Source organism: Streptomyces sp. Y309 (assembly GCF_056712025.1).
In genome coordinates this window covers 8,853,972-8,867,016 of sequence record NZ_CM160048.1, presented here as the reverse complement: position 1 = coordinate 8,867,016, position 13,045 = coordinate 8,853,972, and the positions used below count along the sequence as shown (strand labels likewise).

Annotated in this window: 11 protein-coding genes; 7 read left to right on the top strand and 4 right to left on the bottom strand. The window is 73.8% G+C overall.

Annotation, left to right across the window (positions count from 1 at the left end; all coding sequences use genetic code 11):
* Window positions 1-100: 100 nt before the first annotated feature.
* Genes AC0KTA_RS37340 through AC0KTA_RS37325 form a run of 4 tightly spaced genes read right to left on the bottom strand, consistent with a single transcriptional unit; the run spans window position 101 to window position 5,071 of the window.
* On the bottom strand, window positions 101-910 hold the full coding sequence (locus AC0KTA_RS37340; protein ID WP_481052626.1) for an SDR family NAD(P)-dependent oxidoreductase: 810 nt from the start codon (window positions 908-910) through the stop codon (window positions 101-103).
* Window positions 907-1,977: a 3-oxoacyl-ACP synthase III family protein gene (locus AC0KTA_RS37335; RefSeq protein WP_481052625.1), complete on the bottom strand. Its 1,071-nt coding sequence runs from the start codon at window positions 1,975-1,977 to the stop codon at window positions 907-909. The genes AC0KTA_RS37340 and AC0KTA_RS37335 overlap by 4 nt, the downstream gene beginning before the upstream one ends.
* Entirely contained in the window at window positions 1,974-3,785 is a 1,812-nt protein-coding gene (locus AC0KTA_RS37330) for a CoA-transferase (protein ID WP_481052624.1), read from the bottom strand. Before AC0KTA_RS37330 ends, AC0KTA_RS37335 begins: the two co-directional genes overlap by 4 nt.
* Complete coding sequence (locus AC0KTA_RS37325; protein ID WP_481052623.1) at window positions 3,782-5,071, bottom strand: beta-ketoacyl-[acyl-carrier-protein] synthase family protein; 1,290 nt, start codon at window positions 5,069-5,071, stop codon at window positions 3,782-3,784. Before AC0KTA_RS37325 ends, AC0KTA_RS37330 begins: the two co-directional genes overlap by 4 nt.
* A gap of 248 nt (window positions 5,072-5,319) precedes the next feature.
* Between AC0KTA_RS37325 and AC0KTA_RS37320 the strand changes: the two genes are divergently transcribed.
* From AC0KTA_RS37320 to AC0KTA_RS37290, 7 genes are all read left to right on the top strand, one after another.
* Window positions 5,320-6,507 carry a thiolase family protein gene (locus AC0KTA_RS37320; RefSeq protein ID WP_481052622.1) on the top strand — a complete coding sequence of 396 codons (1,188 nt, stop codon included), beginning with the start codon at window positions 5,320-5,322 and terminating at the stop codon, window positions 6,505-6,507.
* Between the two features lie 59 nt (window positions 6,508-6,566).
* Window positions 6,567-7,022, top strand: coding sequence for a Zn-ribbon domain-containing OB-fold protein (locus AC0KTA_RS37315; protein ID WP_481052621.1), 456 nt, complete (start codon window positions 6,567-6,569; stop codon window positions 7,020-7,022).
* A complete protein-coding gene (locus tag AC0KTA_RS37310; RefSeq protein ID WP_481052620.1) occupies window positions 7,019-8,092 on the top strand; it encodes a hypothetical protein in 1,074 nt (357 codons plus the stop codon). Before AC0KTA_RS37315 ends, AC0KTA_RS37310 begins: the two co-directional genes overlap by 4 nt.
* Window positions 8,089-8,823: an SDR family NAD(P)-dependent oxidoreductase gene (locus AC0KTA_RS37305; protein WP_481052619.1), complete on the top strand. Its 735-nt coding sequence runs from the start codon at window positions 8,089-8,091 to the stop codon at window positions 8,821-8,823. The genes AC0KTA_RS37310 and AC0KTA_RS37305 overlap by 4 nt, the downstream gene beginning before the upstream one ends.
* A gap of 88 nt (window positions 8,824-8,911) precedes the next feature.
* Entirely contained in the window at window positions 8,912-10,501 is a 1,590-nt protein-coding gene (locus AC0KTA_RS37300; RefSeq protein ID WP_481052618.1) for an AMP-binding protein, read from the top strand.
* Window positions 10,498-12,222 (top strand): CocE/NonD family hydrolase, encoded by a 1,725-nt coding sequence (locus AC0KTA_RS37295; protein WP_481052617.1) that lies wholly within the window; start codon window positions 10,498-10,500, stop codon window positions 12,220-12,222. Before AC0KTA_RS37300 ends, AC0KTA_RS37295 begins: the two co-directional genes overlap by 4 nt.
* Entirely contained in the window at window positions 12,219-13,022 is an 804-nt protein-coding gene (locus AC0KTA_RS37290; protein ID WP_481052616.1) for an enoyl-CoA hydratase/isomerase family protein, read from the top strand. Before AC0KTA_RS37295 ends, AC0KTA_RS37290 begins: the two co-directional genes overlap by 4 nt.
* Window positions 13,023-13,045: the final 23 nt, after the last annotated feature.

Below are 13,045 nucleotides of genomic sequence, written 5' to 3'. Positions count from 1 at the left end.
GGGCCGCTGGGAGGACTCCCGGTACTCGTGCTCGGCGGGCTCGGGCAACGCGCGCCGGAAGCCGGGCGGCTCAAGGAACGGGTGCCGGAAACCCGACAGCTCATGGGATGCGCGCCGGGAAGCCGCCGCCGGCCACCTCCAGGACGGTTCCGGTCAGGTAGGGGTTGGTCACGGCGTGCAGGACCGACGCGGCGACCTCGTGCTCGGCGGCGAACCGGCGCAGCGGCACCTGCTCCCGCAGCCGGTCCATGTACCGGGCGTGGGCCGGGAGGCGCGCGCACTTCTCGCGCAGCGCGGCCCCGTCCACGACTCCGGGCGCGACGGCCACGGCCCGGATCCCGAACTCCCCCAGTTCCAGGGCCCAGCTGCGGGTCAGCGAGACGACCGCGGCCTTCGCGGCGGCGTACGCCGACTGGCCCCAGGACCCCTGCCAGGTACAGCTCACGAGGGGCACGAGTACGCCCGGGGTGCCGGAGCGGGCCATGGTCAGGGCGGCCTCGCGGCCCGCCAGGAAGGTACCGGTCAGGTTGAGTTCGACCGTCTGGTGCCAGTCGTCGACGCCGTGCGCCGTCCACGCGCCGCCCGCCTCGCGGGGCGGCCGCAGCAGCCGCTGGGAGAGGTTGCGGCCCGCCGCCATGACGCAGACGCCCAGTTCGCCCCGGTCGGCGAGGTCCGCGAAGAGGCCCTTGACGCTGTCCGGTGAGACCGTGTCCACCTGCGCCGTGAACAGCTCGACGCCCTGGTCGGCGGCGGCCTGCTTGCGGCAGCGCTCCAACTGCTCGCTGTCGCGGGCCGCGACGGTGGTCGGCCAGCCCGCGGTGGCGAGCGTGGCGGCGATGGCCGCGCCGAGGCCCCGGCTGCCGCCGATGACGACGGCGTGCCGTCCGGCGGGGGGCGTGAGGGGCGTCATCGCCGCTCCCGGGGGCCGTCGTGGCTGATCCGGGGGCTGTCGTGGCTGATCCGGGGGCCGTCGTGGCCGCCTCGCGGGCCGCCATAGCTGAAGACCATCGCGCCCCAGCTGAATCCGCGCCCGATGGCCATGGACAGGATGCGGTCGCCGGGAGCGATGGTGCCGTCGTGCACGTACTCGGAGAGGCAGCTGGGCACGCTCACGCTGGACGTGTTGCCGCGGCGCTCGATGTTGCACAGCACGCGCTTGTCGTCGCGGATGCCCAGCGCGTCCTGCACGTCGTGGATGAGGTTGATGTTGCCCTGGTGCGGGATGATCCAGTCGATGTCGTCCAGGCCGGTGTCCGCCTGCCGCAGCGCCCGCCGGGTCGCGTCGGCGAGGACTCCGGGAGCAAGGTCCCCGACGACCTTCCCCTTCATCACCATCGTGTCGTGCTCATCGATGTCGAAGGCGTCGTAGTGCGTGGCGTCGGAGTACAGGGTCACGGCGTGCAGGCCGTCCGCCCCGTCGTCGGCGGCGCGCCACACCCCGGCGGCCGCTCCCCCGCCGAACAGCACCGAGTTGCGGTAGCCGGGGTTGAGGATCGGCTCGGGGTTCTCGGCGCAGACGATCAGAACGGTGCGGTGTCCTAACGTGGCGATCATGCCGCGTGCCACCGCGGAGGCATGCAGGAATCCGGCGCAGGCCACCCCGGTGACGTCCATGCACAGGGCGCGCGTCGCACCGAGGCGGCGCTGCACCGGGAGCGCGACGTCCATGTAGTTGTTGCCGGGGCTCGTCGGGTTGACGCGGGGCCGGGCGGTGGCGCTGGTGCCGAGGACGACGTCGACGTCCTCGGGGCACAGCCCGGCGGTGGCCAGGGCCTGGCGGGCCGCACGCTCGGCCATGTCCACGTGCCGCTCGCCGTCGGGCGGGTAGTGCCGGGCCGCGACGCCGGTGTGCCGCAGGATCCAGGCGTCGTCGATGCCGAGTTCGGGCCTGCTGGTGAAGTGGTCGTTGCGGACGGGCTCGCCGGGGAAGTCGTGGCCGACTCCGGCGAGCTGGACGACAGGGGCGGAGCGGGTCACCGGTAGATCCCTTCGGGGTCGATCGAGCGGAGCATGGTCAACTCCGCGTCTGTGAGGGGCTGTTCGTGGTCCAGCGGGTCGGCGACCGCGGCCTGCCATCCGGTGCGGGCGCGGACGGTCTCGGCGGGGTCGGCGGCCGCGCCGAGCGTGGGCGGCGGGGCCCAGGCGGCGAGCACGAACGGGTCGGTGTTCTTGTCGCGTACGAAGGAGCCGAACTCGGCCACCACACGGCTGACATGGAAGCCGGGACTGGTGACAAAGCCGACCGCTTCGGGGTAGCGGCGCGGCGACGCCTGGGCCACCACGACCGTCTCCACATGGCTGGCCACGTCGTTGGCGCCGCCCGAGCCCACCAGGAAGCCGCCGCTCGCCGTGCGGCTGGTGTTGATGCGGCCCTGCCGGTCGATCTGCGCGGCCGAGAGCACGCCGAGCGTGCGGCCCGCGCCGCCGGCGACCAGTCCGCCGAGAACGTCCCATGTCCCCGCGTGCTGGCGGCAGTTGGGGACGTGGCGCTGAGAGAAGAGGAAGCTGTCGCCTCCTTGCGGCGCGAAGTCGACCATGCCCAGCTCGTTGACCACCTGCAGCGCGATGCCGTCGGCCCGCAGCATGCGCGCCGCCAGCCAGCTCGCCATGTGCGCCGCGCCGATGCCCGCGAGCACGGTGCCGTAGCCGCGGTCGCGCACGGTGCGGGCGATGGTGCGAGCGGCGAGGACCAAGTGGTGCTCGCGGTCACTGGCGGGTCCCGTCGGCTCACTGGCAGGTCCCGCCGACTGCTCGCCTGCCCGTACGGCACCCTTGCCCGGGCGTTCCGGGGAGAGTTGGGCGAGGCGTGCCTCGCCGAGCCGGGCCAGATATCCGGCGTGCCCGCCCGTCCCGGTCACCCAGCGCCGGAACCACGCGGCGGTCTCCGCGGGCTCCGTGCAGGCCTCGGCGAGGTCGGCGAGGAAGGCGTAGTCGTCCAGATACCCGTCCACCCCGGCGTCGGCCAGCGGGGCGAGGCCCTGCGGGTGGGCGCCGTACGGGCAGACGGCGAGGGCGCGCACCCTCCCCGCCGGGATCTGGCACACCGCCCCGGTCGGCGGCCCGGCGCACACCGTCTCCACCGTGGCGAGCACCCCTTGCCGGGCGGCGAGCGCGCCCCACCAGCCTTCGCCGACGGGGCCGGAGAGGTAGAGGTTGCCCTCCTCGTCCGCGCACTGCGCGTGCAGCAGCGTGAAGTCCGGACGCAGGGCGGGAAGCAACAGCGCCTGCCCGCCGCCCTCCCCTGCGCCACCCGCCCCTACGCCGTCCGCGCCGCCCTCCCCCGCGCCGTCCGCGCCACCCGGCACCGTCGCGGGCGGCGGATGCCCCTGCGGCAGGTCGGACCCGCGCAGTGAGGTGCTGACCGCGTACGGGGCGCCGGTGGCCGCGGCCATGAGGCGCTGCAGCAGCGAGAGCAGGCTCCACTCCTCGACCGGGAACGGGTCGCCCTCGGGCAGTCGCGCGTACAGACGGTTGGGCCGTGAGGTGGGCACGGTGTCGCCCGCGAAGCCGATGACGGCGCGTTCGACCACGTCGGCCATGGTCAGCGCGTGCACCCCGGCGTGCAGGGCGTTGGTGCTGACGGTGAAGCGGCCGGCGCCGCCGAAGACCCGGGCGAGGGCCAGGGCGAGCGCGTTGGGCCGGGACATGGTGGAGGCGATGTGGACGTGGGTGCCCGGCGTCAGATGGCGCCGGCACAACTCGTCCGGGTCCGACAGGACCTCCGGACGGCCGAGGGCCAGGACCTCCGGGCGGCCGGGGACCTCCGGGCGGCCGGGGGCGTTCACACGGCCTCCAGGATCGTCGCGGAGCTCTGGCTGCCGATGGCGAAGGCGAGCGACATCACCAGGCGCGGCTGCGCGGGCCGCGCGCCCTCGGCGACGTGGTCGTGGTTGCACTCCGGTTCCACGGCCTGGCAGTTGATCGTCGGGGCCAGGCACTGCTCCTTGAGCATCAGGGCGAGTGCCGCGCAGTTCAACAGGCCCGCGGCGCCGAGCAGATGGCCGTAGACGGGCTTGATGGAGCCGAGCGGCGCCCACTCGCTGCGCCGGTCTCCGTAGAGCTGCCCGAGGGCCCGGCTCTCGGCCAGGTCGTTGTAGCGGGTCGCGGTGCCGTGGCCGCAGATGTAGTCCAGCTCCTGCGCGGAGGCGCCGATGGCATCCAGAGTCTCGGCCATCAGCTGGGCGGACCGCTTGCCGGTCAGGTCCATGCGGGTCGCGTGGGCCGCCTCGCTGAGGCTGTGACAGGCCCGCAGGGCCGCGTAGACGGGTGCGTTGCGCGCGCTGGCGTGCGCGGCGCGCTCCAGTACGACGACGACCGCGCCCTCGCCCAGGGCGAAGCCGTCCCTGCGCAAGTCGTAGGGCTTGATGGCCCGTTTGGGGTCGGTGTCACGGGAGAGGACGCTGGTGCCGGGCGCCGAGTAGACCTGCAACACCTCGGGGACGAGGGGCAGTTCGTGACCGACGACGAACATGACGTCGGCGGCGCCGCGCTGGATCTCCTGCGCCGCGATGGCGAGGGCCTGGTGTCCGCCGACGCACGCGTTGCTGACGGTGGACACCAGGCCCTGGGCGCCGAGCCGGACGGCGCTCAGGGACGCCGGGGTCCCGGCGAGCGAGGCGAACACCCCCTGGCCCGGGGCGACCGGGGGGCGGGTGGCGTCCGAGATCGCGCCCGAGAGGGTCTGCGACCACCATTCGACCGGCCCCCGGGAGCTCGACGCGATGACGCCCGTACGCAGCGGGTCGAGCGCTCCGTTCCCCTCCATCCCGGCGTCGCGCAGGGCGTTCTGGACCGCCGAAAGGACGACGAGGATCTCCCGGCTGTAGCGCTTGGCGAAGTTGTCGGGCAGGTCGGGCAGATAGCGGGCGTGGTCGAAGTCCCGCAGTCTGCCGCCGCCGTGGACGCCGGTGTTTCCCTTGATGCCCGGCGGCAGCGCGCTCAACTGGGACTCGCCGTCGCGCAGGTGGCGCCATACGCCTTCGGGGGTGTCGGCGCCCGGCAGGACGAAACCGAGACCGGTGATCACCACGTTCTCGAATGCCGTACCGGTCACACGGTCGGTACGCAGCATGGGGCCTCCCTGTCAACGACGGGTTCTCGTGGGCGAGTTGCGCGGAACGGGCTCTTCACCAGCACACCGTCCGGCGGCCGGGCGGGACAGGGGCGGCAGGTACCCCTCGGGGCGGCGGGCCGAGACCCGCGGTACCACGCGTCGAACCCGGAACGCTTCTGAGAAACCTCATGCGCACTGCCTTGACAGGACGGTGGCCATCCTCGACGTTAATGAACATTCATTTATCTTCGCGAGGTGCGTCAGACATGGACGGAACGGGCGTGGTCATCGCCGGCGCCGCTGTCACCCGGCACGGGTTCTTCGCGGCACGGGACTGGAAGGACCTGGTGGTCGAGTCCTCCTACGCGGCTCTCGCGGACGCGCAGGTCGCGCCCGGGGAGGTGAACGGCGGCTTCGTCTCGGTCTCTCTGCCGGAGACCTTCGAGCAGCAGAACATCGGCGCCGTCGCGGCCGACGAACTGGGCCTGTCCCCCGCCCCGTTCAGCCAGGTCAACGCCGCCTGCGCGGGCGGCACCGTGGCGCTGCGGCACGGCGTCTCGGCGCTCGCGTCCGGCGCGGCCCGGGTGGTCCTGGTCGTCGGGGTGGAGAAGGTGTCGGACGCCGCGTCGACCGCCGACTCGATGCTGCACTTCCCCGACGCCGAGTACGAGACCCCCGCCGGGTTCGACTACGTCGACCTCATGGCGCTCATGCACCACCGCTACGTACGCAAGTACGGCGCCTCGCACGAAGCCATCGCCCAGTGGGTGGTGCAGGACCGCTGGTACGCCCGGCGCCATCCGCAGGCCGTCGACCACGGGCGCCCCGAGCTCACCGCGTCTCAGGTCCTGGACAGTCCGGTGGTGTCGGGGTCCATCACCCGCGCTGCCTGCGGGCGCGCCTGCGACGGCGCCTCGGCGGTCGTCCTGATGCGGGCGGGGGACGCCCCGCGTGCCTGCGAACCCGTCGCGATCGCGGGCATCGCGCAGGCCACCGGGCCCAATGTGCTCGCCGCCAAGTTCGGCCACCCCGCCTGCGGCGACACCGACATCGCGGAGGCGGTGCCGACGCAGGTGGCCGCCAAGGAGGCGTACGCGCAGGCGGGCATCGAGCCGCAGCACGTCCAGCTCGCCCAGGTCCACGACTGTTTCAGCGTCATGGGGGCGCTGCACATGGAGGGCCTGGGCCTCTTCCCGCCCGGCAAGGGGGCGGCGGCGGTCGCCGACGGGGAGACGGCACTGGAGGGCCGCTGCCCCGCCAACACCGACGGCGGCCGCATCGGCTTCGGGCATCCCACCGGGGCCACCGGCATCACCGTCGCCGTGGAGTCGGTGATGCAGCTGCGCGGCCGCAGCGGGGAGCGCCAGGTGCCGGATGCCGAGGTGGCGGTCTGCCAGTCCATGGGCGGCTCCAACTCCACCAGCGCAGTCGCCGTGTTACGTCGGCTGCGGTGAACCGCCCGCTCCGCCGAGCCCCTGTCGCGCTCTGACCCCAAGGGAGTTGACGTACCGTCATGTGGTCACCCACCGAACCGCTCTACCGCAACGCGACCCCCACCCCGGCCAAGGCCTGGCGCTCGCGCGGCGGGCGCTACCGCCTGGCGGGAAACCGCTGTGACGGCTGCGCGTCGACCTTCTTCCCTGCCCGCCGGGTGTGCCCGGCCTGCCACTCCAGGGACCTGACCGAGACGGTCCTCTCGCCTCGCGGGCAGGTGGTGAGCGCCGCCGAGGACGAGACCCCGCTGATCGGCCACACGGGACGCGCGAGCAGGCCCTTCGCGATCGTGGCCCTGGCGGACGGACCGTGCGTCCTCACCGAACTCGTCGACGTCGAGGCCGAGTTCCTCGACGGCTCCGGCGCCGTGGCAGAGGGCACGGAGGTCGAGTTGGTCGTCCGCAAGTGGCGGCGCGAGGCCTCGGGGCCCTACCAGTACGGCTACAAGTTCCGGCCGCGGAGGGCGGCGCGGTGAGCGGCTCGGCGAACGGCAGGGCGGGCCGGGCGGGGATCTCCGGCATCGGGGTCGCGCTGCCCACCGGGCGGCTCGCCGTGGAGGAGATCCACGATGTGTGGGCCAGTCTGCCGCTGGACGTGGTGCGCCGCAGCGGTGTGACGCACCGGAGCGTCTGCGACCCCGACGCGGACGCCGTGACCCTGGCCGCCGAGGCCGCCGCGCTCGTCCTGCGGAATGCCGAAGGACCGCCACCCGGCGCGGTGTTCTTCGGCTCGCAGACCTGCCCGTACCTCACCAAGGCGGGTGCCGCGCTCCTGGTGGACATGGCCGGGCTCGCGCGGTCCTGCTTCGCCGCCGATGTGCAGTTCTCCGGCAAGTCCGGTACGTCCGCGCTGCTGTGCGCGCTCGCCTGGGTGCGGGCCGGATTCGCCGACGCGGCCCTCGCCGTGGGCGCGGACACGCTCGGGCCGCACATCGCCCCCGGTGACCCGCAGGAGTTCACCGCGGGCTCCGGCGCCGCCGCGGTGCTCGTCACCGCCGACGCCACGCTCGCGACGGTGGACGCCACCGGCTCGGCGGCCTCGGACACCAACGACGGCTTCCGCGTCGACGGGGAGCGGCACATCCGCACCGGCGGCACGGTCATGAACGCCACCGGCATCGGACTGCTCGACCACTGCACCACGGCCTGGCAGCAGCTCGGCGCGATGCCCGGGCCGCCGCGCTTCTTCGCCGGACCGCAGCCGGACGCCGTCACCCCCGTCCGGCTCGCCCGGCACCTCGGCCTCCCCGCCGAGTCCGCCACCGCCTGCGTCGTCGCGCACGACATCGGCGACGTGGGCGGGGCGGCACCGCTGCTCGGCCTCGCCCGCGCCCTCGAACTGACGGCGCCCGGCGACCGGGTGGCACTGCTCGGCTACGGCTGCGGGGCGGGCAGCGACGCACTCCTGTTGACCGTGCGGGCCCCGGCCACCGGCACCGGGCTCGCCGAGGCGCTCGCCGCCCGGCACCCGGTCGGCTATGCCACGGCCTGCCGGTACGAGAGGCACTACCAAGGTCTGGACCGACTCGTGGGAGCTTACGAATGAACGGTCTGCTCAAGGGGCGTACGGCCCTGGTCACCGGAGGCGGCAGAGGCATCGGCGCGGCCATCGCCGCCCGGTTCGCCGCCGAGGGCGCCACCGTCGCCGTCAACGACATCGACGAGGAAGCGGCCGAACACGTCGCGGCCGGGGTCGGCGGCATCGCCGTACCGGCCAACATCGCCGACCGGGAGCGGGCCACCGAGGTGGTGGACCGCGTCAAACAGCAGCTGGGCGGCCTCGACGTGCTGGTGAACAACGCGGGCGTCGGACATCGCGGTTCGCTCGCGGAACACACCCCGAAGATGTGGAACCTGGTCCTCGCCGTCAATCTCAGCGCGCCGTTCTTCCTGGCGCAGCGGGCCGCTCCGCTGCTCGCCGAGAACGGCGGCGCGGTGGTCAACCTCGGCTCGGTGGCGATGATCGGCATCTCCGGGCAGGTGGCGTACGACGTGTCCAAAGGGGGCCTGGCCACGCTCACCCGGTCGCTCGCGGCCGAGCTGGGACCGCTGGGGGTGCGCGCCAACGCCGTCTGCCCGGGCTTCATCGACACCCCGATGCTGAGCGGGGCCGACGACCTCACCGAGATCGGCAAGAAGCACGTCCGCACCCAGCCGATCCGCCGGTTCGGCACGCCGCAGGAAGTGGCGGCGACCGTGGTCTGGCTGGCGTCCGCCGAGGCCAGCTATGTGACGGGCCAGTGCCTGTTCGTGGACGGCGGATGGGTGCGGTCGTGAGCACGGCGGCGGCCGAGGGACTCACCGGACTCAAGAGACTTAAGGGCCTCAAGAGACTCACCGGACTCAAGGGACTCAGGGAGCGACCATGACCGAGATCCTCGCGATGGGCGACCCGCGCGTGCCGGACGCCGCGTCCTGCACGGTCGCCGGGCTGCTGACCGCCCGCGCCGCCGAGCACCCGGACCGGGTCTTCGCCGTGTTCGCCGACGGCAGCCACTGGACGTATCGCGAGACCCTGGAACGCGCGTCGGGCGCCGCGGCCGCGCTCGCCGCCCACGGCGTACGGCCGGGCGACCGGGTCGCCTCCTGGCTGCCCAACGGCCCCGACGCCCTGCTCGCGTGGTTCGGCGCGAACCTGGCGGGCGCCGTCCACGTGCCCCTCAACACCGCCTACCGGGGCGGCATCCTCCAGCACGTGCTGACCGACTCGGGCGCCACGGTGGTCGTCGCCCACCCCGATCTGGCCCCGAGGCTCGCGGACATCGATCCCGGCGACAGCCGGCCGAAGGTCATCGGACCGGAGCAACTGCACGCCGAGCCGGGCGCGTTCGAGCCCGTCGCCGCGCAGCCGTGGGACACGCTCGGCATCATCTACACCTCGGGGACGACCGGACCGTCCAAGGGCGTGCTGTGTTCGTACGTCCATCACTACTCCGCGTGCGTCGCCTGCTTCGCCGGGCGCGTCGGTGAGCGGGACCGCTATCTGGTCCAGCTGCCGCTCTTCCACGCCGGCGGGACGATCGGGGTGTACGGGATGCTGCTGCTCGGCAGCTCGGTCGCCGTCGTGGACTCCTTCGCCACCGAGGAGTTCTGGGACGTCATCGACACCCACCGGGTCACCTGCTGCACGCTGCTCGGCGTCATGGCGTCCTTCCTGCTCAAGCGGCCGCCGTCGGCGGCGGACACCGAGCATCCGCTGAAGTGGGTCTGGCTGATCCCGCTGGGCGAGGACGGCGCCGCGCTCACGGACCGCTTCGGCGTGGACGTCTACACGCTGTTCAACATGACCGAGACGTCGGTCCCGCTGATCTCGGAGCGGGCGCCGAAGGGCGCGGGCCTGTGCGGGTGGCCGCGTCCCGGCGTCGAGGTCCGCGTGGTCGACGCGTACGACCGGCCGGTGCGGCCCGGCGAGACCGGCGAACTGGTGCTGCGCGCCGACCGGCCCTGGTCGCTCTCGCACGGGTACCACGGCATGCCGGAGGCGACCGCGGCCGCCTGGCGCAACGGCTGGTTCCACACCGGGGACGCGGTGCGGGAGGACGACCAGGGGCGGCTGTTCTTCGTCGACCGCATCAAGGACGCGATCCGCCGAAGGGGGGAGAACATCTCGTCCTTCGAGGTCGAGGCGGAGGCCATGGCCCATCCCGCGGTGCGGGAAGCGGCCGCGGTCGCCGTCCCGGGCGAACACGGCGAGGACGAGGTGCTCCTCGCGGTCGCGCCCGCGCCGGGCCGCACCATCGATCCCGCCGGTCTGATCGCGTATCTGCTGCCGCGCATGGCGCACTTCATGGTGCCGCGCTACGTCCGCGTCCTGGACGAGCTGCCCAGGACCCCGACCGCGAAGATCCGCAAGCACGTGCTGCGCGAGCAGGGCGTGGCGGCCGGGGCGTGGGACCGGCAGGCCGCCGGGATCGAGGTCCGGCGTGAGCCCGTGGGAAGGAGCTGTCGGCCATGAGCACCGCCGGACCGGCGGGCCCGTCACCCTGGGGCGAGGGCCGCGTCGAGGTCATCGAGCGCGACGTGCCCGCCCGCATGCGCGACGGCGTCGTGCTGCGCGCCGACGTCTGGCACCCGCCGGGCGAAGGGCCGACGCCCGCGCTGCTCTACCGGGGCCCCTACGACAAGCGCCGCCTCGCGGCCCTGGACGTGCTGCCCGCGACCATCGCCGTCGAGGCCGGCTACACCGTCGTCCTCCAGGACACCCGGGGGCGGTTCGCCTCCGACGGCGAGTGGCGGCCGGTCATGTGGCGGCAGGAGGCCCTCGACACGTACGACACCGTGGAGTGGATCGCGGACCAGCCCTGGTGCGACGGCGCCGTGGGCATGGTGGGCCCGTCCTACCTCGGGATCACGCAGTGGGTCGGCGCCATGGAGCAGCCGCCGCATCTGCGGGCCATCGCCCCGGCCATGTGCACGGTCGGCCCCTACGACGACCGCGCCACCGGCGGCGCGCTGCGCCTGGACCAACTCGTCAGCTGGGCCGTCGTGCTGATGGCGCCGGAATGGCTGCGGCGGCGTCTGGCGGCGGGTGATCCGCCGCCGCGCAAGACGATCGAGGCGATCGCCGCGTACGCACGTCATCCGCGGCGCGCGATGGAGCGGCTGCCCCTGACCGACGCCCTCGACCTGGAGGAGTTCCCGCCGCTGCTGCGCGACATGCTCTCCGGCGCGGCCGAGGCCCCGGCCGGCCGGGTCGCGGACGTACGGATCCCCACGCTCTCGGTCGGCGGCTGGTACGACATCTACCACGCGGCCACCGTCGGCCTGCACCAGGACGTGGCGGCCCTCGCGGACCACCACCACCTGCTCATGGGCTGCTGGGCGCACCTCGGTTCACTGCTCTCCGTGCAGGGCGAGGTGAACTTCGGACTCGCCGCGGCCGCCCGCTTCGGCGGGCTCGACGAGAGGCACCTGAGGTTCTTCGACCGCTATCTGCGGGGCCGGGACGAGGACGTGCCGCGGGTCGAGTACTTCCTCATGGGCTCGGGGCAGTGGCGTACGGCGGACAGCTGGCCGCCGCCCGGGGCCGCGCCGCTGCGGTGGTATCTGCGGCACGGCGGCGCTCTCGGGGATCCGCCCGAGGGGCCGGAGCCCGCCGCGCACTACCGCTACGACCCGGCCGATCCGGTGCCGAGCCACGGCGGCCGGGTGCTGAACCTGGGCGATCTGGCGCCCGGTCCGCTGGCCCAGAACCACCTCGAACAGCGGCCGGACGTGCTCGTCTACACCTCGCCGCCGCTGCCGGAGGACATGGATCTCGCCGGTCCCGTGCGCCTGGTCCTGTCCGCCGGGAGCAGCGCGCCCGACACCGACTTCACCGGCAAGCTCCTCGACGTCTTCCCCGACGGCCGGGCGGTGCTCGTCGCCGACGGCATCGTGCGGGCCCGCCACCGCGAGGGCCTGGACACGGAGCGGTTCCTGCGGCCGGGCGCCGTGTACGCGTTCGCGCTCGACCTGGGGCACACCGCGTGGCGGCTCGCCGCGGGGCACCGGCTGCGGGTCCATGTGTCGAGCAGCAACTTCCCCCAGTTCGACCGGAATCTCAACACCGGCGGGCCCGTGGGGCAGGAGAGCATCCCCGCGGTCGCCGAGCAGACGATCCACCACGGCCCGGAGCACCGGTCCTGGCTGGAGCTGACGGTCCTCGGGACCGGTGGCCAGGGAGGTGAGCCATGACAGGGCCACTGCACCGCCGGCTGCGCGACGGTGTCGCCACGTTGACCCTCGACCGGCCGGGCCGGGGCAACGCCCTCGACCGCGAGCTCGCCGAGGCGCTGCTCGCCGCGGTGCTCCGGGCGGCGGACGAGCCGGAGGTGCGCTGCCTGGTGATCACCGGAGCGGGCGGGGTGTTCTGCGCGGGCGACGACCTGGCGGCCGTCGCGGCGTATCTGGACGGCGGGCGTGCGGACGTCCCGCCGGACACGCCCGCGGAACCTGTCACCGGGGACGCGCGTTATCTGCGGATCTGCGAGGCCGTCGTGGTCTGCCCCAAGCCGGTGATCGCCGGGATCGACGGGGCCGCCGTGGGGGCGGGCACGGAGATCGCCTGCGCCGCCGACTACCGGCTCGCGTCGCGGCGGGCGCGGATCGGCAGCGGACTGATCCGGATCGGTCACCCGGGCAACGCGGTGCTGCTCCCCCGGGTCGTCGGGCCGTCCCGGGCCACCGAGTTGTATCTGACCGGCCGCCTCGTCGGCGCCGACGAGGCGGAGCGCATCGGCCTGGTGCACAGGACGGTGCCCACCGAGCGCTTCACCGCCGAACTCGACCAGTTGGCGGCGGAGTTGGCCGAAGGACCGACCACGTCCATCGGCCGGTACAAGGCGCTGCGCGAGGCCGCCTGGGGCCAGCCGGTCCTGTACGGCCTGCGCCTGCAGGACCTCGCGCACGCCCGCGCCCACACCGAGGTCCAGGACGCGGCGGAGGGCCCACGGGCCTTCCGTGAACGAAGACCTCCGCAGTTCGCCGGGTATTGACCTGCTCGGCCGCATGGAAGGAG

Excerpts from the sequence above, each read along its gene's own strand:
- AC0KTA_RS37340 (WP_481052626.1), bottom strand. The coding sequence starts at position 910 with ATGACGCCCCTCACGCCCCCCGCCGGACGGCACGCCGTCGTCATCGGC.
- AC0KTA_RS37325 (WP_481052623.1), bottom strand. The coding sequence starts at position 5,071 with ATGCTGCGTACCGACCGTGTGACCGGTACGGCATTCGAGAACGTGGTG.
- AC0KTA_RS37320 (WP_481052622.1), top strand. The coding sequence starts at position 5,320 with ATGGACGGAACGGGCGTGGTCATCGCCGGCGCCGCTGTCACCCGGCAC.
- AC0KTA_RS37315 (WP_481052621.1), top strand. The coding sequence starts at position 6,567 with ATGTGGTCACCCACCGAACCGCTCTACCGCAACGCGACCCCCACCCCG.
- AC0KTA_RS37305 (WP_481052619.1), top strand. The coding sequence starts at position 8,089 with ATGAACGGTCTGCTCAAGGGGCGTACGGCCCTGGTCACCGGAGGCGGC.
- AC0KTA_RS37300 (WP_481052618.1), top strand. The coding sequence starts at position 8,912 with ATGACCGAGATCCTCGCGATGGGCGACCCGCGCGTGCCGGACGCCGCG.
- AC0KTA_RS37295 (WP_481052617.1), top strand. The coding sequence starts at position 10,498 with ATGAGCACCGCCGGACCGGCGGGCCCGTCACCCTGGGGCGAGGGCCGC.
- AC0KTA_RS37290 (WP_481052616.1), top strand. The coding sequence starts at position 12,219 with ATGACAGGGCCACTGCACCGCCGGCTGCGCGACGGTGTCGCCACGTTG.